This window comes from Enterobacter sp. ECC-219 (genome assembly GCF_043966805.1).
GTDB classification, from domain to species: Bacteria; Pseudomonadota; Gammaproteobacteria; order Enterobacterales; family Enterobacteriaceae; genus Enterobacter; species Enterobacter cloacae_N.
In genome coordinates this window covers 1,324,323-1,344,733 of the sequence record NZ_CP143680.1, presented here as the reverse complement: position 1 = coordinate 1,344,733, position 20,411 = coordinate 1,324,323, and the positions used below count along the sequence as shown (strand labels likewise).

The following is a 20,411-nucleotide window of genomic DNA, read 5'->3' as shown; positions in this document are numbered from 1 at the left end:
CAGGCCGCACCCAATCCGTTTAGAACATGGCTTTGCCATATTCCATGTCAGACGTGCCAAAATATTTCGCAATGGTCTGGCCGATGTCCGCGAAGGTTTCACGGTGACCGAGCGAGCCCGGCTTCACTTTCGGGCCATACACCAGCACCGGGATGTGCTCACGGGTATGGTCGGTACCGGTCCAGGTTGGGTCACAGCCGTGGTCCGCTGTCAGGATCAGAATGTCATCTTCACCCACCAGCTCCATCAGCTCAGGCAGACGGCGGTCAAACAGTTCAAGGCCAGCAGCATAACCCGCAACGTCGCGACGGTGGCCCCAGGAGGAGTCGAAGTCCACGAAGTTGGTAAAGACAATGGTTTTGTCGCCCGCTTCTTTCATCTCTTTGATGGTGGCATCGAACAGCGCATCGAGACCGGTGGCTTTCACTTTTTTGGTGATACCGCAGTTGGCGTAGATATCCGCGATTTTACCCACGGAAACCACGTGGCCGTCTTTCTCTTCAACCAGCTTCTGCAGCACGGTTGGCGCTGGTGGCTCAACGGCCAGGTCATGACGGTTACCGGTACGCTGGAAGTTACCCGCTTTGTCGCCGATAAACGGACGCGCGATCACGCGGCCAATGTTGTAGCCGCCTTCGGTCAGCTCTTCACGGGCGATTTCGCACAGCTCGTAGAGTTTATCCAGGCCGTAGGTCTCTTCGTGGCAGGCAATCTGGAACACGGAGTCAGCAGAAGTGTAGAAAATCGGCTTGCCGGTTTTCATGTGCTCTTCGCCGAGCTGGTCCAGAATCACGGTACCGGAAGAGTGGCAGTTACCGAGGTAGCCCGGCAGGTTGGCACGCTTGACCAGCTTATCGAGCAGCTCCTGCGGGAAGCTGTTCTCGTGATCGGAGAAATAGCCCCAGTCGAACAGCACCGGCACACCGGCGATTTCCCAGTGACCGGACGGGGTGTCTTTACCGGAAGAGAGCTCGTGCGCCCAGGCGTAGGCGCCCACCACTTCCGCGTTGCCGTCCATACCGGCTGCGATTTTACCGGTAGAACCTTCATGCGCTTTCACCAGACCGAGGCGGGTCAGGTTTGGCAGAGTCAGAGGGCCTTTACGACCGTTGTCCGCTTCGCCTTTAGCACAGGCTTCCGCGATGTGACCCATGGTATCGGAACCCACGTCACCAAAACGTTCTGCATCTTCGGTTGCGCCGATGCCGAATGAGTCCAGCACCATAATAAATGCACGTTTCATAATTGTTCTCCGTACTTAGTGCTTCATAAAAATGCGATCAGATCAGTATACCGCTATTCGGTGATACGGCGATAGACCGTTGGGGTGTTTTCCGGCGCTTTATCATCAAGCGTAATGGCGGCTTTCACCGCTTTCGCCGCGTCCTGCCAGCTGGCTTCATCTTTGGCGTGGATCACCGCCAGCGGACGTTGGCCGTCAACGCTGTCGCCCAGACGAGCCATATCGGTAAAGCCGACGCTGTAATCGATGGTGTCGGATGCCTGACGACGACCGCCGCCCATAGACACGACAGCCATGCCGAGCGCGCGGGTGTCCATGGCAGAGACAAAGCCTTCGCTATCCGCATAGACGGCTTTGCTGAGCATCGCGGTCGGCAGGTACTTCGCGTAATTTTCGACGAAATCGGTCGGGCCTTTTTGCGCCGCCACCATGCGGCCAAAGATCTCCGCCGCTTTGCCGTTGTCCAGCACCGCCTGCAGCTTCGCGCGGGCCTCCGCATCGTTTTTAGCAAGCTTGCCGGAGATGAGCATCTCCACGCACAGCGCCATAGTGACGTCGAACAGACGCGGGTTACGGTATTCGCCGGTGAGAAATTGCACGGCTTCGCGGACTTCAACCGCGTTACCGGCGCTGGAAGCCAGCACCTGGTTCATGTCGGTCAGCAGCGCGGTGGTGCGCACGCCCGCGCCGTTGGAGACGCCAACAATCGCTTCGGCCAGTGCCTCAGAGAGTTCATAGGTCGGCATAAAGGCGCCGCTGCCCACCTTCACGTCCATCACCAGCGCGTCCAGCCCTTCAGCCAGTTTCTTCGCCAGGATAGAGGCGGTGATCAGCGGGATGGAGTCAACGGTCGCGGTGATATCGCGGGTTGCATAGAAACGCTTGTCTGCCGGAGCAAGAGAGCTGGTCTGGCCGATAATCGCCACACCAACGTCTTTAATAATGTCGCGGAAGCGGTTGTCGTCCGGGAAGATATCGAAGCCCGGAATGGCTTCCAGTTTGTCGAGCGTACCGCCGGTGTGGCCCAGGCCGCGCCCGGAGATCATCGGAATGTAACCGCCGCAGGCTGCCACCATGGGGCCGAGCATCAGAGACGTCACGTCGCCCACGCCGCCGGTGGAGTGTTTGTCCACAATCGGGCCGTTAAGGTTAAGGCTTTTCCAGTCCAGAACGGTTCCTGAATCTCGCATCGCCATGGTCAGCGACACGCGCTCGGGCATCGACATATCGTGGAAGAAAATGGTCATCGCCAGAGCCGCAATCTGCCCTTCTGAGACGGTGTTATCACGAATGCCGTTGATAAAGAAGCGGATCTCTTCGTCGCTTAATGCCTGACCATCACGTTTTTTACGAATAATTTCTTGTGCGAGAAACACGGTAACCTCCATGCGGAATCGGGGGAGTTGTGGCGGGTGGCGCTACGCTTACCCGCCCTACGATCCTGTAGGCCGGATAAGCGAAGCGTCATCCGGCATTGTCTGGCAATCAGTAGCTGCTTGCGCTCTTACCGTCGCCGTGACCCAGCGCTTTCAGCAGGCTGGCCAGCAGGCTGGACGCACCGAAGCGGTAGTGACGGGAATCCGCCCACTCTGCGCCAAACAGCTCGTCGGCAATTGCCAGGAACTGCTGCGCGTCTTCGGCGGTACGCACGCCGCCCGCGGGCTTGAAGCCAACGGTTTTGGACACGCCCATATCGCGGATAACTTCCATCATGATGCGCGCGCTTTCCGGGGTCGCATTCACCGGTACTTTACCGGTAGAGGTTTTAATGAAATCCGCACCGGCTTTGATGGAGATTTCAGACGCTTTACGAATCAGCGCCTCTTCTTTCAGCTCGCCGGTTTCGATGATCACTTTGAGCAGCACGTTTGCCGCCGCACACGCGTCTTTACAGGCTTTCACCAGGTCAAAACCGACCTGCTCGTTGCCAGCGATCAGCGCACGGTAAGGGAACACCACGTCAACTTCGTCTGCGCCGTAGGCAATCGCCGCACGGGTTTCCGCCAGCGCGATCTCGATATCGTCGTTGCCGTGCGGGAAGTTAGTCACGGTTGCAATGCGCACGTCCGGAGTGCCCTGCTCTTTCAGCGTTTTGCGGGCAATCGGGATAAAGCGCGGGTAGATGCAGACAGCGGCGGTGTTGCCCACTGGCGTTTTCGCCTGATGGCACAGGGCGATGACTTTTTCATTGGTGTCGTCATCGTTCAGGGTGGTCAGGTCCATCAGTTTCAACGCGCGCAGGCTGCTTGCAGTTAAATCGGTCATAACATTCTCCAACGGCAGTGCCGTATAAATTTTACCTTGCGGGTCTGTGAGTATTCTAACATTCACCCGCATCCACACTTCGACATTCATCACAGTTAATGAAAACTTCGTACAAATTTGCATTACTGTAATGAGATCTTCTTCAAACTTTAGCGCGTAAATTGCCGACTAAAGCAGCGATACCCCCTGTCGGATCAAAAGCCCCGACAGGCTGGCTTCCTACAATTCGCTCATCATCCGCAGAACACTCAAGGAAGCGAATATGCCCCACTCCAGCCCCGACGCCCTGCAACAACGTTGCCAGCACATTGTGACAAGCCCGGTGTTAACCCCGGAACAAAAACGTCATTTTCTGGCGCTGGAAGCGGAAAACAACCTGCCGTATCCGACACTTCCTGAGGCCGCGCGAGCCGCGCTGGACGAAGGGTTTATCTGCGACATGTTCGAAGGCCACGCGCCTTACAAACCCCGTTACGTTCTGCCGGATTACGCAAAATTTCTGGCTAACGGTTCAGAATGGCTGGAGCTGGAAGGGGCGAAAGATCTCGACGACGCCCTCTCGCTGTTAACCATCCTCTACCACCATGTTCCGTCCGTCACATCGATGCCGGTCTATCTCGGTCAGCTTGATGCGATATTAACTCCGTATGTTAGAATTCTAACACAAGAAGAGATCGATAGCCGAGTAAAACGTTTCTGGCGCTATCTCGACCGTACGCTGCCGGATGCGTTTATGCACGCAAACATCGGGCCTGCCGACGGCCCCATCACCCGTGCCATTCTGCGTGCCGACGCAGAGCTGAAGCAGGTCGCGCCGAACCTGACCTTCATCTACGATCCCGATATCACCCCGGACGACTTGCTGCTTGAGGTGGCAAAAAACATATGTGAATGCAGCAAACCACATATTTCTAATGGCCCGATGAATGATAAAATTTTCACAAAAGGCCGTTACGGCGTGGTGAGTTGTTACAACTCCCTGCCGCTTGCAGGCGGTGGCAGCACCCTGGTGCGCCTTAACCTCAAAGCCATGGCTGAACGCAGCATATCCATTGAAGACTTCTTCACCCGCACGCTCCCGCACTACTGCCAGCAGCAAATCGCCATCATCAATGCCCGCTGCGATTTCCTGTACGGGCAATCCGGCTTCTTTGAGAATAGCTTCCTGGTGAAAGAGGGGCTGATTGATGCCGATCGGTTTGTGCCGATGTTTGGCATGTACGGCCTGGCGGAAGCGGTAAACGCGCTCTCTGAGAAAGCAGGAATAGCGGGACGCTACGGAAAGGACGAACAGGCCAACGCGCTGGGTTATCGCATCAGCGAACAGCTTGCAGCGTTTGTCGAAAACACGCCTGTGAAACACGGCTGGAAGCAGCGCGCGATGCTGCACGCCCAGTCAGGCATCAGCTCCGATTCGGGCACCACGCCGGGCGCGCGTCTGCCCTACGGCGACGAGCCGGATCCCATCAGCCACCTGCTGGCTGTTGCACCGCACCATAAACACTATCACTCCGGGATTAGCGATATTTTAACGCTGGATGAGACGGTAAAACGCAATCCTCAGGCGGTGGTTCAGCTTTGCCAGGGTGCGTTCAGGGCCGGTATGCGTGAGTTCACCGCGAATGTCGCCGGTAACGATCTGGTCCGCGTAACCGGGTATATGGTGCGCTTGTCGGATCTGGAAAAGTACCGCGAAGCCGGATCGCGCACCAATACCACCTGGCTGGGTGAAGAAGCCGCACGCAATACCCGAATTCTGGAACGTCAGCCGCGTGTGATAAGCCATGAACAGCAGATGCGCTTTAGTTAGTCAGGTCATTCCCTTCTCCTGCGTGGACGGGCCGGGCAGCCGCCTGGCGCTGTTCCTGCAGGGCTGCAACCTGCGCTGCAAAACCTGCCACAACCCGTGGACCATCGGGCGCTGCAACGACTGCGGGGACTGCGTGCCCCACTGCCCGCATAACGCGCTGACCATTCAGGCAGGACGCGTCTGGTGGCAGGAGAGTCACTGCCAGCAGTGCGACACCTGCCTGCGCCTGTGCCAGCAGCAGGCCACGCCCATGGCGAACCGCCTGAGCGTGGAGGAGATCCTCACGCAGATCCGAAAAGCCGCCCCCTTTATTGAGGGCGTTACCGTGAGCGGCGGTGAAGCCACAACGCAATTGCCCTTTTTGATCGCCCTGTTCAACACGATCAAAGCCGATCCCGCCCTGCGTCACCTCACCTGTCTGGTTGACAGCAACGGTCTGTTAAGCGAAACCGGCTGGCAAAAGCTGCTGCCGGTACTGGATGGCGCGATGCTGGATCTGAAGGCGTGGGGGAACGAGCATCACCGCTTCCTGACCGGGCGCGAAAACCCGCAGATTAAACAGAGCATCCGCTGGCTGGCAGATCGTCACCGTTTGACGGAACTCCGCTTGCTGGTTATTCCGGAGCAGTGTGATTACCTGGAACATCTCAAGCCGCTAACGACCTTTATCCACGGGCTTGGGAATGTGCCGGTGCGCATCAACGCTTTTCATGCGCATGGGGTTTACGGCGAGGCAGCGTCATGGCGCAGCGCCACGCCGGAGGACGTTGAACCGCTGGCCCAGGCGCTGGAAAAAAAGAAAATAACGGTGATTCGTCCGGCGCTTTATCTATAGCGTGATGCCAAAAACCGAACGGGTATTTTCCAGCAGCGCGCCAGCAATCTCATCTTCAGGTTCCTGACGCAGTTCGCACAGCACGTCAAAAACGCGCGCCGCCTGTTCCGGGCGATTCGGCTGCCCCTGAAAACCATTCAGCGGCATATCCGGCGCGTCAGTTTCCAGCAGGAGCGCGGACAGCGGCAGCTGCGCCATCACATCGCGGGTTTTACTGGCGCGCGGATAGGTGATGGTGCCACCGACGCCGATTTTATACCCCAGCTCAATAAAACGCTGCGCTTGCTGCAGGCTGCCGGAAAAACCGTGTACAACGCCTCTTCGCGGCAGATCGATACGTTTAAGGTGCATTGCGAGCTTATCGTGCGTGCGCCTTGAGTGGAGGATCACCGGCAGATCGTGACGCTTTGCCAGCCTGAGCTGCGCGTCGAGGATCGTCTGCTGGCGTTCAAACTGCGGATCCTCGCGATAGAGATCGAGGCCGATCTCGCCGATGGCGACAAGTTTCTCTCCTGCACTTTGCAGCACCTGATCCAGCTCTTCAAGATGCTCATCACGATGGCGCTCAATGACAATCGGATGCAGGCCGAGCGCGGCATAAAGCGCGGGGTATCGCGTGGAAAGATCCAGCACGCGGGAAAAATAGGCCGCTTCTACTGACGGCACAATGATGGCCTGAACGCCTGCCTCGGCAGCTTTCGCAATGCTTTGCGCTTCATCCCCCGCAAACGGCGGGAAATCAAAGTGGCAGTGGGTATCAACAAAGAGGTGCGTCACGCCAGATCCTCGTTATCCAGTAAAGCGTCATTCGCCTGCGGGATATCCACCAGCGGCATCGTCAGGGCATCATTGGCGACAACCGCAGGCGGCATAATAATCCGTTTATGCCGATGAAGCGGCGGCTGCTCTGCCAGCATTTTCCCCACCGTCGCCAGGAAGTAACGCCCGCACAGCCGCCCCGTTTTGTAATCCATGCGCAGCGCAGGGACGCGGCTGCCCAGCGCCATGCTCAGCAGCGGCTTCGGCGGATAGATTTCAAAAATTCGCAGCTTACCCGGCGGTTTTTCAATAAAGCGCTGCATCGCGCCGTAGGTGGTTTCATGCTGCTTTGCGATGTTCACCAGCGGCTGCAGGCTGCTGTCTCCCAGCCAGCGCTCCATCCGTTTAAACCACTGGGGTGTGTAATACATTTGCGACGGCACAGTCCGGATCACGACGATGGTTTTCGCCCCGCGCCGGGCGGCTTCCTGCACCGGCACCGCGTCGCTGATGCCGCCGTCCAGATAGCTGATGCCGTCCAGCAGAGCTCCGGTACGATAAAAACCGGGAATAGCGCTGGAGGCGCGGATGATGTCCAGCCAGTTATCCTTCTGCGGTGAGAAATAGCCCGGCGAGTAGTCATCCCCCCGGCTGGCGCACATCCAGAACGCTTTGCCGCTATCAAACAGACGGGCGGCGGTATCCATGGCCAGCGGCATCTGGCTGGAGGTCGACTCCAGAAGCCAGTCGAGATCGATCAGGTTGCCGCCGCGCACGAAGCGCACCGGGTTAAAAAATTCTTTCGCCGTGGTGTAGCGCATGATTACTTTTCGCGCGTAGCCGGGCTGGTTACAGACATAGGCAGAGAGATTCTGCGCCCCGGCGGACGTACCGAAGTAGAGGTCAAACGGGTTGAACTGCGCGCGCATAAATTCATCCAGCACGCCGGCGGTGAAAATGCCGCGCTGTCCTCCCCCCTCACAAACCAGTGCGAGTTGACCCGCGCGAAACGGTTTTAACGTCAGCGGCGCAATATTGCCGAGCGTAACGGGAATTCGTTGCCCCACCTCTGCTTTCCTGTTTTGATTATTTTATCACTCCACAGTAACGCACCCGACCTGTAACGCAAATAAGAAAAAGCCAGTCGCAGGGACTGGCTTTATTTTGTTGAAGAAATATTGCGTTTGCTATGGACGTCGACGCCCCGTAAACAGGCTGACCAGGAACAGAATAATACCAACGACGAAGACAATTTTAGCTGCCCATGCCGCTGTACCTGCCAGACCACCAAAGCCCAATGCGGCGGCAATTAACGCGATAACCAGAAATATAATGCCCCAACGAAACATAAGCTTCTCCTTTACCATAGTTAATGTCGGCCGCTAAACGTGAGCGCTCAGGTCACTCACCGGCGTTTTTCCAGAGTCGTTCTTATTTCGCCCGCAGGATTTAGCCCGGCGGGCGAATGGTCCAGAATTACTTCGTTTTCAGATCGTTTTTAACGCTTTTCACACCATCAATGGCTTTCGCAATTGACTCGGCACGTTCACTTTGCGCCTGGGAATCAACCGTACCGGAAAGCTGAACCACACCATCTGTGGTTTCTACTTTCACCTTACGAGACGGCACGATGTCATCTGCTAAAAGTTTAGCTTTGATTTCGCTGGTGGTTGCCGCATCCCCGGCATAACCTTTCACCGACGCGTTTTTACCGTCGCGAACGTGCAGTTTATCGCTCACGGAGGCCACACCTTCGACACCCTTAGCGACTTTCACCGCCTGTTCTGCCTGCGCCTGGCTTTCCACGAAGCCACTCAGGGTGACCACTTTCTTGTCGGTCTTAACGGAAATATCGGTGCTCTTGATGGCTTCATCATCCACCAGCGCGGCTTTCACTTTTGCTGTGATAGAGCTGTCGTCCATGAAATTACCGACTTTATTCATAGAGCTATCGATTTTTTGCCCCGCAGTATCGGCCGTGGACTGTGCTTTATCCATGGTGCTGCTTTCCGCCAGGGCGGAACCGCTAACCAGAACGCTACCCAGTGTTACAGCCAGCAGAGTTTTAGAAATCTTCAGTCTTGTCATATTCATCGATTTATTCCTGTGTTTTACCCGCTATTCGGGCTACATACTTCCTTAGTAGTTTTATATATTGCGAATAAACACACGGGTGAAATGGAGAACCAATCGACATGCATTGAACAGTTAATTCATCCACACCCGGTGCTAAACACTGAGTTAAATATAGATCACTCTCACAATGCCGCTTTCAGAATTGAGTAAAAAACGCGCGAATAGCGTGAATTAGCGGTGAATTAAGAACATTCCGCAAGGGATTAATAAGACTGGAATAAAAGAAGAGCACGGCGATTGCCGTGCTCTGAGAGGGGATTAGTGTTCGCGCGTTTTGCGGAACTGTACGTCAGGATAACGTTCCTGCGTCAGGTTCAGGTTGACCATCGTTGGCGCGATATAGGTCAGGTTGTCGCCGCCATCCAGCGCCAGCTGAATTTCGTTCTTACGCTTAAATTCTTCGAATTTCTTCACGTCTGAACACTCAACCCAGCGCGCGGTCGCCACGTTGACCGATTCGTAAATCGCTTCCACGTTGTACTCGCTCTTCAGACGCGCAACCACCACGTCGAACTGCAGCACACCCACCGCGCCGACAATCAGATCGTTGTTGGCGATTGGACGGAACACCTGCACGGCGCCCTCTTCGGAGAGCTGAACCAGGCCTTTCAGCAGCTGCTTCTGCTTCAGCGGATCGCGCAGGCGAATACGACGGAACAGCTCTGGTGCGAAGTTCGGAATCCCGGTGAACTTCATCATTTCGCCCTGGGTGAAGGTATCGCCGATCTGGATCGTACCGTGGTTGTGCAGACCGATGATGTCGCCCGGATACGCTTCCTCAACGTGCGAGCGGTCACCCGCCATAAAGGTCAGCGCGTCGGAGATCACCACATCTTTGCCAATACGCACCTGGCGCAGCTTCATGCCCTTCTCATACTTACCGGACACCACGCGCATAAAGGCCACGCGGTCGCGGTGTTTCGGGTCCATGTTGGCCTGAATTTTGAAGACGAAACCGGTGAATTTCTCTTCTTTCGCTTCCACTTCGCGAGTGTCGGTTTTACGCGGCATTGGCTGCGGAGCCCACTCCACCAGACCGTCCAGCATGTGGTCTACGCCAAAGTTACCCAGTGCGGTACCGAAGAAGACCGGGGTAATTTCACCGCTCAGGAACAGCTCTTTGTCGAACTCGTGAGACGCACCCTTCACCAGCTCCAGCTCGTCACGCAGCTGCGCGGCCAGCTCTTCGCCAACCGCGGCGTCCAGATCCGGGTTGTCCAGACCTTTCACAATGCGCACTTCCTGAATGGTGTGGCCTTTACCGGTCTGGTACAGGTAGGTTTCGTCTTTATAGAGGTGGTAAACGCCTTTGAACAGCTTACCGCAGCCAATTGGCCAGGTAATTGGCGCACAGGCGATCTTCAGCTCGTTTTCCACTTCATCCATCAGCTCCATCGGGTCACGGATGTCACGGTCGAGTTTGTTCATAAAGGTGAGGATCGGCGTATCGCGCAGGCGGGTAACTTCCATCAGCTTGCGGGTACGATCTTCTACACCCTTCGCGGCGTCGATCACCATCAGACAGCAGTCCACCGCCGTCAGGGTACGGTAGGTATCTTCGGAGAAGTCTTCGTGGCCCGGGGTGTCCAGCAGGTTTACCAGGCAGTCGTGATACGGGAACTGCATCACGGAGGTGGTAATCGAAATACCACGCTGCTTTTCCATCTCCATCCAGTCAGATTTTGCATGCTGGCTGGAGCCACGGCCTTTAACGGTACCCGCAGTCTGGATCGCCTGTCCGAACAGCAACACCTTTTCGGTGATGGTCGTTTTACCGGCATCCGGGTGCGAGATAATGGCAAAAGTACGGCGCTTGGCCACCTCTTGCAGATAAGGAGACAACGTCATAATTAAATCTTCTTTTATAAGCGCGGCAGCACGCCACGCATCATGGAATACAAAATTGCGGCTATTTTACCCATCAACGGGGGGCAGGCAATCATTGTTTACACAGGAGTTGCTCCAGTTCGGTCAATGACGTGACGGTCCAGGTTGGCTCGATGCCTTCAGGCTTCACGCGGCCATGCGCATTTAGCCAGACGGTCGACAAACCTGACTTCATACCGCCAAGAATATCAGACTCTGCGGTATCCCCCACCATCAGCACGCGATCGCGGTCGGGATTACCGGCCTGCGCCAGCGCATAATCGAAAATCCGCGGATCCGGTTTCGGCACCCCCACCTCTTCGGAGATCACCAGCGCGTCAAAATGATCGCGCAGGCCGGTGCGCTCCAGACGGATTTGCTGCAGCGCGGTGAAGCCGTTAGTGATGATTCCCAGTTTCACTTTGCCTTTCAACGCATTCAACAGAGAAACCGCGCCCGGCAGTGGCGCGCAAATATCCGCCATCGCATTGAGAAAAGCATCATTCAGCGAGCCCGGACTCACGTTTAAGCGCTCCGCCCAGACGTCAAAACGCTGGTGCTGAAGCTGTAACGCAGTGATGGCACCATTCTGGTAATCCACCCACAGCGGCTTGTTCACCGCCTGATAGTCCTGAAAATCTTCAGCGGTGAAGGTCACGCTATAGTCGAGAAACATCCGCTGTAGGCCGCCAAACGAGTCAAACGTAAACAGCGTTTCGTCGGCATCAAAGAAAATCCAGTCCCATTTCATCGTTACAACCTTATCTTCGTTATCCAATCGGCAGAGCCATTATGATGGCGTCTTCACGTCCCTCTGCGGTGGGGTAGTAGTTACGGCGGACTGTCGCCTCGTTAAAGCCTAAGCTTTCATAGAGCGCGATGGCGGCGACATTCGATGCGCGCACCTCCAGCCACAGGGTGAAAACGTCACGGGTTTCGAGCTCACGAATGAGATGCTCAAGCAGTTCTCTTCCCAGCCCACGGCGCTGAAACGCCGGGTCGACGGCGATGTTAAACAGCGTCGCCTCGTCAAGAACGACCTGCGTGATGGCAAACGCGGCCATGGTGCCGTCAACGTCCAGACGGTAGTTCAGATAGCGCTCGCCCTGATTGCTGGCAAACGTTTTCTCGCTCCACGGAAAGTTGTGGGCGCGTGTTTCAATCGCGAACGCTGCGGTCAGGTCAGGCGTCGTGAGGGAAGAAATCGTGTTCATATTCGCAGATTTGTTGCCATAGCGCGCTGCGCGCCTTTGGATTGGCTTTCAGCTCGTCCAGCACTGGCGAGCTGATTTTGCTCCCCTGAAGAGAGATGTCGCTAGTCTCTCCGATGCGCCAGCTGTTACAGCGGCTATCAGGAGGAAGCATGGCAACCCGTTCAGGCGTCAGCTGTAAGACCTGGTCGGGCGTCAGCTTCAGGCTGCGAAGGACATCACCGATCAGGGGTTCATTCAGGGCAGGCAGTTCTTCCGCTACCATCACCAGCCGAACGTGCGCAGGGATGGAGATAGCGATTTCGCCCTGCAACGCCGTCGGGCGACGCAAGGCCCACTGGGTAATGCCCAGCTGCTGCAACTGCCAGTCTCGTCGGGATGTCATAGGGATAACTCCTGTCTCTCAGGCGCGCAAATATAGCAAATGTGTCGAAAGTGCGCCATCTACCTACTATAATCCCCGCCTGAGTTTATTGAGGAACAATTCATGTCTGCATTTACCCCGGCAAGTGAAGTCTTGCTGCGTCACAGTGATGATTTCGAAGAAAGCCGTATTCTGTTTGCCGGAGATATGCAGGATGACCTGCCCGCGCGTTTCGACTGTGCTGAAAGCCGTGCCCACACCCAATACTACCACCACTGGCAGGTGTTGAGCCGCCAGATGGGCGAGCGCGCACGCTTCAGCCTGGTGGCGGAGCAGAGCGATATTGCCGACTGCGATACGCTGATCTACTACTGGCCGAAGAACAAGCCGGAAGCCCAGTTCCAGCTGATGAACCTGCTCTCCCTGCTGCCGGTTGGCTGTGATATTTTCGTGGTCGGTGAAAACCGCAGCGGCGTCCGTAGCGCCGAGCAGATGCTGGAAGCCTACGCGCCGCTGACCAAAGTCGACAGCGCGCGTCGCTGCGGTCTGTATCATGGCCGTCTGGAAAAGCAGACAACGTTCGATGCCAACACCTTCTGGGACGAATACCAGCTTGACGGCCTGACCATCAAAACCCTGCCGGGCGTCTTCAGCCGTGACGCGCTGGATACGGGCAGCAAGCTGCTGCTCTCCACCCTGACACCGCACACCAAAGGCAAAGTGCTGGACGTGGGCTGCGGCGCGGGCGTGCTTTCAACGGTGCTTGCCAGCCATTCACCAAAAGTGCGTTTAACCCTGTGTGACGTAAGCGCCCCGGCGGTTGAAGCCAGCCGCGCAACGCTTGCCGCAAACGGCATTGAAGGCGACGTGATTGCCAGCAACGTCTTCTCTGACGTGACCGGCCGCTTTGACATGATTATCTCTAACCCGCCGTTCCACGACGGCATGGAGACCAGCCTCGAAGCTGCGCAAACGCTGATCCGTGGCGCGACTCGCCACCTCAACAGCGGCGGCGAGTTGCGCATCGTGGCGAACGCCTTCCTGGCGTACCCGAAAGTGCTGGACGAAACCTTCGGCTTCCACGAAGTGATCGCCCAGACTGGCCGCTTTAAGGTCTACCGCACCGTGATGACGCGTCAGGCAAAGAAATAATTTGCCATACAATGCAGGCCGGATAAGCGCCAGCGCCATCCGGCAAGCAGGTGTATCAATTCCGTCCATTTTTGCAGCAATCAATAAAAGGCGCGCAATTTTCAGTTGACGTAAAGCTGAAAACATCTAGAATGCGCCTCCGTGGTTACGATACTTTTACAGTATCGATGGTATGCGAAGGTGGCGGAATTGGTAGACGCGCTAGCTTCAGGTGTTAGTGTCCTTACGGATGTGGGGGTTCGAGTCCCCCCCCTCGCACCATAAATCACGTTGATATTGCTCGCACTGGGCGAAGGTGGCGGAATTGGTAGACGCGCTAGCTTCAGGTGTTAGTGTCCTTACGGATGTGGGGGTTCGAGTCCCCCCCCTCGCACCAACGAGGCGATATCAGAATTAGTAAGATGACTGTGCGAAGGTGGCGGAATTGGTAGACGCGCTAGCTTCAGGTGTTAGTGTCCTTAGGATGTGGGGGTTCGAGTCCCCCCCCTCGCACCAATTATCTTACATCCCTTCTGTAACTCCTCTTGTTTTCCCTGTTATTTCAAACTCATCAGTATCACCAGAATTCCACTGATCAATGCGACACACGATGGCAGTAAAACAAAGTGACGAAGTTGCTTATGCCAGATCATGCCTGACGTAACCAGCAATCCTGACACAATGATGGCCTTCCAGATATTGATGGAGAGATCGGCAAACATCAACACGCCAAGGATAACGCCCGGCAACAATACTCCCCATGCACTTCCCAGCGCCCTGTTCAACATACATCGCCCTTTCATAACGATAATGATAAACAATATCATATGATAAAAATTATCATTTGTCGCGCGGTGAAGCAAAAAAGATAGGCCTTTACCCTTATGTTGAATGACAGAAATTTCCTAAGGTGATAAATTGCTCACCTGTTAACTACACATAAAGTTTTTCTTATAATTACGCTTTGAGTTTTTTGCATATTTTAGTGCGAAACCACACCTATTTATCTGTTTTAATTAAATTTTAATAAAAACGCACGACTATGACATCACAATCCTGGCGGTCTTTGGTTCAAAGAAAATATCAATTATCGTTACGTTTATTTTTATTTCTGAACGCAACTTCAGCCGTGTTCTCGGTAACAAACCCGCTCTATTCTGTACGCGTGTTTTCTGCCCCTCTGATTGCAATTTTCGCGATCAGTACTGGCCTGTTCGTCTGGCACTGGAAAAAGCGCGCGCGGAAGATAAATATTCCTGCCGTTTCAGCAATCTTTGGTATTTTGTGGGCCTGGCAAATTGATTCGAAATTTTCGCTAATTACCCATGACCAGGCTATGTATTTGATAATAGCCTTACTCACGGTGCTTTTTATCGGAACGCTGGCCTTCGCCAGTAATATCAAAGCATTTACGCTGCACTCACTCCCCGCCTTTATTGTCTGCCTGTGGTTAAGCGACCAAGATATATGGCTAAGAATGTCCTATTCTTTCGCACTTCCTGTGGTGGCTATTGCTATTCATAACATTTTGCAAAGGCGCAACGATCGCTTCGCCCAGGAGCTGCTCTCTCGCCTGCTGGAAGAACGGGAAACGCTGACCGATCTCAGCATGATGGATCCTCTAACCGGGCTCTATAATCGTCGCGGCCTGCAGAGCCGTCTGGAGAACCTGCCAGCGGTAGAAAACGGCGAACACTTTGTCCTTCTGATGGATATCGACCACTTCAAAGCCTATAACGACCATTATGGCCATATGATGGGCGACCAGGCACTGAAACGCGTCTCTGCGGCCATTCGTGATGCCGTCCGTTCACGCGATATTGTGGCGCGTTTCGGTGGGGAAGAGTTCATGGTGTTGCTGACGAATATTTCCCTTGAACACGCCCGCCATACGGCAGAGCGGATCCGTCAGAAAGTCTATGATCTGAAAATCCCCCATCTTTTCAACGAAAGTGTCGCCACCAACGTCACCATCAGCATCGGTATTGCCATTTTCGAAAATGAAGACGTGGAAGGCGCGCTGGAGAGAGCAGACAGAGCGCTCTATGAAGCAAAGCATTTAGGTCGCAATAACATTCTGCTGAGTGAAGAGCTACAAACCGCTTAAGCGCGTAAGCGGTTAATCAGGACAAAAGTCTTGCCATTGGTATGAGCAATAGTTAGGATTGGCAATCATTATCATTTAGATTCCTATCTCAACTATGGCTACGCAAACCGCACACATCGTTGAACCACTCCTCTGGCGAGCGCCGCTCACCAGCCGGGATGGGTCGCTTGCGGATGCCATACGGGATAAGATTGCACAGACGCGCGCCCACCTTCTGGACTTTATCAGGCTTGATGAAGCGCCCCCGCATCACGCCATGACGCTCGCTCAGTGGCAGCAACCCTCTACGCTGCAGTCGCTGCTTGCAACCTATTCCGACCATATCTATCGCAATCAGCCGACCCTAACGCGGGAAAATAAACCGCTGCTTTCCCTGTGGGCACAATGGTATATCGGGCTGATGGTTCCCCCGCTCATGCTGGCGGTGTTAACCCAAAAGAGCATGCTGGCGCTCTCCCCGGATCATTTTCACGTCGAGTTCCACGAAACTGGCCGAGCAGCCTGTTTCTGGATTGACCTGCACGAAGATCGCGGCGCAGAGCAGTTCTCTGCTCAGGAACGTCTGGAACAGCTTGTCATCCAGGCCCTGATCCCAGTGGTGGAGGCACTTGAAGCAACGGGCGAGATCAACGGGAAGCTTATCTGGAGTAATACCGGATATTTAATCCATTGGTATTTAACGGAAATGAAACCGCTGCTCGGCGATGAGAAAGTGGAGGCCCTGCGTCAGTCCTGCTTCTTTGCAAAACAGCTTTCCGATGGCCGCGATAACCCATTATTCCGTACCGTTGTGCTCCGTGACGGGCTTCTGGTGCGTCGTACCTGCTGCCAGCGCTATCGCCTGCCGGACGTTAAGCAGTGCGGGGATTGCACGCTGAAATAATCGGGTGCGGCCTGATGCCCTCACCCTGCCCCTCTCCCACGGGGAGAGGGAACAAATACTAAAAACGGCAACCTGAAAGTTGCCGTTTTGCTTTTACCTAGGCCACCTGCTGATTGTCCTCTTCCGCATTACGCTGCGCTTATTCCGCTTCCTGCTCCAGCAGCTGTTTCTCGTACACTTTAAAGAACGGGAAGTAGATGATTGCCGATACGCAGGCCAGAACGACCACCAGAATAGCGGCACGGAAATCCCAGCCCAGCGCCCATGCTGCGCCTATCGGCGCCGGTGCCGTCCAGGGTACTACGGAAATAACACGGCCAATCAGATCAAACGTCATTGCCGCCCAGGCCAGCACGGCGTTAACCATCGGGGCCAGCAGGAACGGAATAAAGAACACCGGGTTCATCACGATCGGCGTACCGAAGATAACCGGTTCGTTGATGTTAAAGAAGCTGGGCACCACGCTCAATCGGCCGATAGAGCGTAAATGCGCTGAGCGACTACGCAGATAGCAAATCACCAGTCCCATCGTCGCACCCGACCCCCCAATCACGATAAAGAACGTCCAGAAGGCTTCCATAAAAATATGTGGCAGGGGATGACCGGCAGCCAGCGCGGTCTGGTTAGCCCCGAGGTTAGTCAGCCAGAACATCTGCAGCATCCCGGAGACGATGGCCGCCCCGTGGATCCCGGCGAACCACAGCAGATGCCCAATCAACACCGCCAGCAGGATTGCGGGCAGTGAGTCCGCCGCGGAAACCAGGGGCTTGAAGATGGACATAATTGCCTGCGGAATCAGCATGTCAAACTGAGACTGAATCAACAGGCTTAGCGGATAAAGCGTTAACACCACCACCAGCACCGGGATCAGCAGGTCAAAGGAGTTTTTGATCATCGGCGGCACCTGGTCTGGCAGGCGAATACCGATGTTATGCGCTTTCAGGAAACGCATCATCTCAACGCAGTAAATCGCCACCAGAATGGCGGTAAAAATACCCGTTCCACCCAGGCTGTCGACGGGAAGCGTGCCTTTGGTTTTAGGGGCTGCAACCAGCAGAAACGCCATCAGAGACAGCATCGCGCACATGAACGGATCCAGCTGGTGCGTTTTGACATAATGTTTGCCAAGGTTATAGGCGATGGCCGCGCAGATATAAATGGACATAATGCCCATCGTCATATCAAACGGCGTCAGGATCTGGCCTTCAAACTGCTTTGCCATATCCAGCCAGGCGCGCGCAAAACCCCAGGTGGTATCAGGCGAAAACGGTGGGTAAGCAAACACTAATAAAAATGAACCTACAATCATGAACGGCATCGCGGAGATAAACCCATCACGGATAGCCATGACATGACGCTGGGACGAGATACGCCCGGCAATCGGGCTCACGTAATTTTCAACGAAACGGAATATCAGATTAAACGCAGCATGGTTGGCAGACATGGTTGATCTCCTGTCAGACGTTTATTACGGGCGCACTCGCGCCGCACGTTGTTCCATAAATCAGCTTCACAACCTTGCTGGCTTGCGTACCAGCGGTACTGCTCAGACGAAATGGTTTCATAATTGGCTCTTATTATTGGATACAGGGGACGTTACATACTCAGTATTAATCTACGCATCACGCTCTGCAACCGGTTACTGTAACCGGTTTCTGTGATTGTGAAGAGGATCCAGAAATCAGCCATCCTGGATATTTGTTACTTAAGAGATATTTACAGAGCATAAATTCTTATGACAGATTACGCAGGATATTTGTCAGGAGGAAACAATGAGTTTGCAGTCCGTACAGCAGTTTTTTGCCGACAACGCGCCGGAGATAGAGGTAATAGAACTTAGCCAGAGTACGGCTACCGTTGCGCTGGCTGCTGCCGCCCACCGTGTAGAGCCGGGACAAATTGCCAAAACCTTATCGTTGAAGGTTAAAAATGAGGTGATTCTGGTCGTGGCGAAGGGTGATGCGCGTCTGGATAACAAAAAACTGAAAGACACGTTTGGCGCGAAAGCACGCATGCTCAGCAGCGATGAAGTGGTTACCGTTACTGGTCATCCCGTTGGTGGCGTCTGCCCGTTCGGGCTGGAAAACCCGCTCGCGGTTTACTGCGATATCTCTTTAAAACAATACGCTGAAGTGCTCCCCGCCGCTGGCGCAATTCATAGTGCCGTGCGTATTTCTCCAGACAGAATGGCAGAGCTGACATCCGCAAAGTGGGTTGATGTGTGCATCTGAATGATGCGCCAGAGCGTATCTGGCGCGCAAAAGGCAGGTTACAAAAATGTCGGTTTGCTTAGCCCCGCAGTTCGCGGTTCTCTAACCGGGAGATGGGTAAGAATATCCGCTGCGTCAAGCAACCCTACGTCAGAGTTCACCCCCAGCTTCACCATCGCATTAAACTTATGCGCGCGAATAGTCTTGATATTGCGCTCAAGCTGCGCCGCGATTTCGGGGATGGAATACCCGCATGACATATAACGCAAAATCGCTCTTTCCGTTGGGCTTAACATCCGGTTCTGACTGCAGTACCAGTGGTTAAGCATATTGTCATTAATGCGCAGCGTTTCGCTCAACAACACCATGAATTCCTTCATCAGGTGTTCGAGGGTCACCGATTTACTGACCACACCGTGCAGACGTGAAGGCGAAAGATGGCTAATCAACCGCGCTTCCATCTCATCCGAGACCAGGATAATGCGTTGGATATGGCTATGCGTAAACGCAAGATCCCGCAGATGCGCAAGGCAGTTACGGCGCTCTTCTCGCGCATCGGAAAGCGAATAGATCAGCGAAAAAAAATTCACGTGATGCAGTGCTTTCTTAAAGCCATCAAAATCATTAAACAGGTGCAGTTGATATTGGCTGAGTTCAGACTGCGTAAAAAGATGCTGCAGCCCGACCGCACTCATCGCGCAATTTTCGATGATGGCGATATGTCTTGTTGAATCGGTTTTTTCCATTCCTCGAACTCTCCATAGGCTGACATTAAACTCAGCTCTCTCATTCCCTGTGTACTGTTGATCCAGGCGTACATGTCGGCATTACTCCGCAATGAGAGCCTTCGCATCGCACTGTTTTTCTGCGCACTGATCGTTTTATTGCTCTTTTTAAGCAATGTAGCGATTTGGTTAATCCCCCACCCTTTGCCTAACAGGCGAAGCACCTTACGTTCAGAGTGCGTGAGCGCAATAAAGTGTTCGTCATCATCCTCACTTTCCTGAGGTTCTGGGGTTAATAACGTCTGGCTTATCCGCTCCGCGCGTTCACTCCCTGCCCGGATAGCGTTAACGACACCTTCAATAGGTTCCATATCAGAAAGCAGCGTGCTTTCCGGCCGCATAAGCAGCTCAACGGCAATAGGGTAAAACGGCCGGGAGACCAAAAAGATCCAGTGGATTTCCCGGTACTGGTTCAGTAAGCGGTAATACTCTTCGAGCGTACCCCGTGGGTTCCTGTATTCGCCTGAAACATCGGCGATAATCACGTCTGCGCGGCGCAACTGAAGCAGGGTTAATTCCTGCAGTGAGCGGCAGTAGGTCAATTCAAAATCGGGGAAATGACGCGCCATTACGTCCCCTAGCCCATTTTGCATTACGGGTATTCGGCTAATGACAACGCCATGCTTACCAGGCAGTGACAACATAGACCCTCCGTGTCCATTTTTCATTTGATGAGTAACCTTAAACGCATCAATGTATAAGTATTTTCGTCCCTGAGTGTAAAACGGATTAATACAAGCAGAAGATGAGATATGTTCTTGGTTTAAGAAACGCCTAAAACAGCGCTAATATCTCACAAAGCGCAA

General features: G+C 54.4%; 21 protein-coding genes and 3 tRNA genes. 9 read left to right on the top strand and 15 right to left on the bottom strand.

Annotated elements, in window-relative coordinates; genetic code table 11:
- Positions 1-19: 19 nt before the first annotated feature.
- The 3 genes from deoB to deoC form a co-directional block, all read right to left on the bottom strand.
- A complete protein-coding gene (gene deoB / locus V1603_RS06335) occupies positions 20-1,243 on the bottom strand; it encodes a phosphopentomutase (RefSeq protein ID WP_127729560.1) in 1,224 nt (407 codons plus the stop codon).
- A gap of 53 nt (positions 1,244-1,296) precedes the next feature.
- Positions 1,297-2,619 carry a thymidine phosphorylase gene (gene deoA, locus V1603_RS06330; RefSeq protein ID WP_395313648.1) on the bottom strand — a complete coding sequence of 441 codons (1,323 nt, stop codon included), beginning with the start codon at positions 2,617-2,619 and terminating at the stop codon, positions 1,297-1,299.
- Positions 2,620-2,728: 109 nt separating this feature from the next.
- Positions 2,729-3,508: a deoxyribose-phosphate aldolase gene (gene deoC / locus V1603_RS06325; RefSeq protein ID WP_032644972.1), complete on the bottom strand. Its 780-nt coding sequence runs from the start codon at positions 3,506-3,508 to the stop codon at positions 2,729-2,731.
- Between the two features lie 262 nt (positions 3,509-3,770).
- Here deoC and V1603_RS06320 point away from each other — a divergent pair, with 262 nt between their 5' ends.
- Positions 3,771-5,318 (top strand): YjjI family glycine radical enzyme, encoded by a 1,548-nt coding sequence (locus V1603_RS06320; RefSeq protein ID WP_395313647.1) that lies wholly within the window; start codon positions 3,771-3,773, stop codon positions 5,316-5,318.
- Positions 5,293-6,153, top strand: a complete 861-nt coding sequence (locus V1603_RS06315; protein WP_395313646.1) for a YjjW family glycine radical enzyme activase — start codon at positions 5,293-5,295, stop codon at positions 6,151-6,153. Before V1603_RS06320 ends, V1603_RS06315 begins: the two co-directional genes overlap by 26 nt.
- Here V1603_RS06315 and V1603_RS06310 read toward each other — a convergent pair.
- From V1603_RS06310 to V1603_RS06275, 8 genes are all read right to left on the bottom strand, one after another.
- The gene (locus tag V1603_RS06310) at positions 6,148-6,930 is read right to left on the bottom strand and encodes a TatD family hydrolase (protein WP_116342387.1); all 783 of its coding nucleotides are present in this window, start codon (positions 6,928-6,930) and stop codon (positions 6,148-6,150) included. The genes V1603_RS06315 and V1603_RS06310 overlap by 6 nt on opposite strands.
- The gene (locus tag V1603_RS06305; protein WP_116342385.1) at positions 6,927-7,979 is read right to left on the bottom strand and encodes a patatin family protein; all 1,053 of its coding nucleotides are present in this window, start codon (positions 7,977-7,979) and stop codon (positions 6,927-6,929) included. The genes V1603_RS06310 and V1603_RS06305 overlap by 4 nt, the downstream gene beginning before the upstream one ends.
- A 120-nt stretch (positions 7,980-8,099) precedes the next feature.
- Positions 8,100-8,261, bottom strand: coding sequence for a DUF1328 domain-containing protein (locus V1603_RS06300; protein WP_003856556.1), 162 nt, complete (start codon positions 8,259-8,261; stop codon positions 8,100-8,102).
- A gap of 127 nt (positions 8,262-8,388) precedes the next feature.
- Positions 8,389-9,006: a molecular chaperone OsmY gene (gene osmY, locus V1603_RS06295; protein WP_028015434.1), complete on the bottom strand. Its 618-nt coding sequence runs from the start codon at positions 9,004-9,006 to the stop codon at positions 8,389-8,391.
- Positions 9,007-9,306: 300 nt separating this feature from the next.
- Positions 9,307-10,896 (bottom strand): peptide chain release factor 3, encoded by a 1,590-nt coding sequence (gene prfC, locus V1603_RS06290; RefSeq protein ID WP_028015433.1) that lies wholly within the window; start codon positions 10,894-10,896, stop codon positions 9,307-9,309.
- A gap of 91 nt (positions 10,897-10,987) precedes the next feature.
- The gene (yjjG, locus tag V1603_RS06285) at positions 10,988-11,665 is read right to left on the bottom strand and encodes a pyrimidine 5'-nucleotidase (RefSeq protein ID WP_116342383.1); all 678 of its coding nucleotides are present in this window, start codon (positions 11,663-11,665) and stop codon (positions 10,988-10,990) included.
- 19 nt (positions 11,666-11,684) lie between these two features.
- Positions 11,685-12,128: a ribosomal protein S18-alanine N-acetyltransferase gene (gene rimI / locus V1603_RS06280; protein ID WP_395313645.1), complete on the bottom strand. Its 444-nt coding sequence runs from the start codon at positions 12,126-12,128 to the stop codon at positions 11,685-11,687.
- The gene (locus V1603_RS06275) at positions 12,097-12,510 is read right to left on the bottom strand and encodes a DNA polymerase III subunit psi (RefSeq protein ID WP_116342379.1); all 414 of its coding nucleotides are present in this window, start codon (positions 12,508-12,510) and stop codon (positions 12,097-12,099) included. The genes rimI and V1603_RS06275 overlap by 32 nt, the downstream gene beginning before the upstream one ends.
- A gap of 102 nt (positions 12,511-12,612) precedes the next feature.
- On the opposite strand from V1603_RS06275, the gene rsmC reads away from it, so the two are divergent.
- The 4 genes from rsmC to V1603_RS06255 all read left to right on the top strand — a co-directional run bounded on the left by rsmC (position 12,613) and on the right by V1603_RS06255 (position 14,136).
- Complete coding sequence (gene rsmC / locus V1603_RS06270; protein ID WP_047363626.1) at positions 12,613-13,641, top strand: 16S rRNA (guanine(1207)-N(2))-methyltransferase RsmC; 1,029 nt, start codon at positions 12,613-12,615, stop codon at positions 13,639-13,641.
- A gap of 174 nt (positions 13,642-13,815) precedes the next feature.
- Positions 13,816-13,902, top strand: a tRNA-Leu gene (locus V1603_RS06265).
- Between the two features lie 28 nt (positions 13,903-13,930).
- A tRNA-Leu gene (locus V1603_RS06260) sits at positions 13,931-14,017 on the top strand.
- Positions 14,018-14,050: 33 nt separating this feature from the next.
- Positions 14,051-14,136: transfer RNA gene (locus V1603_RS06255), tRNA-Leu, on the top strand.
- A 41-nt stretch (positions 14,137-14,177) separates the two neighbouring features.
- Here the strand turns inward: V1603_RS06255 and V1603_RS06250 are convergent.
- Entirely contained in the window at positions 14,178-14,408 is a 231-nt protein-coding gene (locus tag V1603_RS06250; RefSeq protein WP_116342625.1) for a DUF1435 domain-containing protein, read from the bottom strand.
- Positions 14,409-14,662: 254 nt separating this feature from the next.
- On the opposite strand from V1603_RS06250, the gene V1603_RS06245 reads away from it, so the two are divergent.
- Positions 14,663-15,727 (top strand): GGDEF domain-containing protein, encoded by a 1,065-nt coding sequence (locus tag V1603_RS06245; protein WP_061099315.1) that lies wholly within the window; start codon positions 14,663-14,665, stop codon positions 15,725-15,727.
- 94 nt (positions 15,728-15,821) lie between these two features.
- Complete coding sequence (fhuF, locus tag V1603_RS06240) at positions 15,822-16,610, top strand: siderophore-iron reductase FhuF (protein ID WP_395313644.1); 789 nt, start codon at positions 15,822-15,824, stop codon at positions 16,608-16,610.
- Between the two features lie 139 nt (positions 16,611-16,749).
- Here fhuF and V1603_RS06235 read toward each other — a convergent pair whose 3' ends face one another.
- Positions 16,750-18,054, bottom strand: coding sequence for a PTS sugar transporter subunit IIC (locus V1603_RS06235; RefSeq protein ID WP_395313643.1), 1,305 nt, complete (start codon positions 18,052-18,054; stop codon positions 16,750-16,752).
- Between the two features lie 328 nt (positions 18,055-18,382).
- Here V1603_RS06235 and V1603_RS06230 point away from each other — a divergent pair, with 328 nt between their 5' ends.
- Positions 18,383-18,841: a YbaK/EbsC family protein gene (locus tag V1603_RS06230; RefSeq protein WP_023331967.1), complete on the top strand. Its 459-nt coding sequence runs from the start codon at positions 18,383-18,385 to the stop codon at positions 18,839-18,841.
- Between the two features lie 38 nt (positions 18,842-18,879).
- Here the strand turns inward: V1603_RS06230 and bglJ are convergent, their stop codons facing one another.
- Positions 18,880-19,515, bottom strand: a complete 636-nt coding sequence (bglJ, locus tag V1603_RS06225; RefSeq protein ID WP_116342372.1) for a DNA-binding transcriptional activator BglJ — start codon at positions 19,513-19,515, stop codon at positions 18,880-18,882.
- Complete coding sequence (locus V1603_RS06220) at positions 19,512-20,249, bottom strand: LuxR C-terminal-related transcriptional regulator (RefSeq protein ID WP_395313642.1); 738 nt, start codon at positions 20,247-20,249, stop codon at positions 19,512-19,514. Before V1603_RS06220 ends, bglJ begins: the two co-directional genes overlap by 4 nt.
- Positions 20,250-20,411 lie beyond the last annotated feature (162 nt).

What these genes read in the sequence shown, in the direction of transcription:
- V1603_RS06250 (WP_116342625.1), bottom strand. Translation starts at nt 14,408, where the DNA reads ATGTTGAACAGGGCGCTGGGAAGTGCATGGGGAGTATTGTTGCCGGGC.
- bglJ (WP_116342372.1), bottom strand. Translation starts at nt 19,515, where the DNA reads ATGAGTGCGGTCGGGCTGCAGCATCTTTTTACGCAGTCTGAACTCAGC.
- V1603_RS06235 (WP_395313643.1), bottom strand. Translation starts at nt 18,054, where the DNA reads ATGTCTGCCAACCATGCTGCGTTTAATCTGATATTCCGTTTCGTTGAA.
- V1603_RS06220 (WP_395313642.1), bottom strand. Translation starts at nt 20,249, where the DNA reads ATGTTGTCACTGCCTGGTAAGCATGGCGTTGTCATTAGCCGAATACCC.
- prfC (WP_028015433.1), bottom strand. Translation starts at nt 10,896, where the DNA reads ATGACGTTGTCTCCTTATCTGCAAGAGGTGGCCAAGCGCCGTACTTTT.
- V1603_RS06275 (WP_116342379.1), bottom strand. Translation starts at nt 12,510, where the DNA reads ATGACATCCCGACGAGACTGGCAGTTGCAGCAGCTGGGCATTACCCAG.
- V1603_RS06230 (WP_023331967.1), top strand. Translation starts at nt 18,383, where the DNA reads ATGAGTTTGCAGTCCGTACAGCAGTTTTTTGCCGACAACGCGCCGGAG.
- osmY (WP_028015434.1), bottom strand. Translation starts at nt 9,006, where the DNA reads ATGAATATGACAAGACTGAAGATTTCTAAAACTCTGCTGGCTGTAACA.
- deoB (WP_127729560.1), bottom strand. Translation starts at nt 1,243, where the DNA reads ATGAAACGTGCATTTATTATGGTGCTGGACTCATTCGGCATCGGCGCA.
- V1603_RS06245 (WP_061099315.1), top strand. Translation starts at nt 14,663, where the DNA reads ATGACATCACAATCCTGGCGGTCTTTGGTTCAAAGAAAATATCAATTA.
- rimI (WP_395313645.1), bottom strand. Translation starts at nt 12,128, where the DNA reads ATGAACACGATTTCTTCCCTCACGACGCCTGACCTGACCGCAGCGTTC.
- V1603_RS06320 (WP_395313647.1), top strand. Translation starts at nt 3,771, where the DNA reads ATGCCCCACTCCAGCCCCGACGCCCTGCAACAACGTTGCCAGCACATT.
- fhuF (WP_395313644.1), top strand. Translation starts at nt 15,822, where the DNA reads ATGGCTACGCAAACCGCACACATCGTTGAACCACTCCTCTGGCGAGCG.
- rsmC (WP_047363626.1), top strand. Translation starts at nt 12,613, where the DNA reads ATGTCTGCATTTACCCCGGCAAGTGAAGTCTTGCTGCGTCACAGTGAT.
- yjjG (WP_116342383.1), bottom strand. Translation starts at nt 11,665, where the DNA reads ATGAAATGGGACTGGATTTTCTTTGATGCCGACGAAACGCTGTTTACG.
- V1603_RS06300 (WP_003856556.1), bottom strand. Translation starts at nt 8,261, where the DNA reads ATGTTTCGTTGGGGCATTATATTTCTGGTTATCGCGTTAATTGCCGCC.
- V1603_RS06315 (WP_395313646.1), top strand. Translation starts at nt 5,293, where the DNA reads ATGAACAGCAGATGCGCTTTAGTTAGTCAGGTCATTCCCTTCTCCTGC.
- deoC (WP_032644972.1), bottom strand. Translation starts at nt 3,508, where the DNA reads ATGACCGATTTAACTGCAAGCAGCCTGCGCGCGTTGAAACTGATGGAC.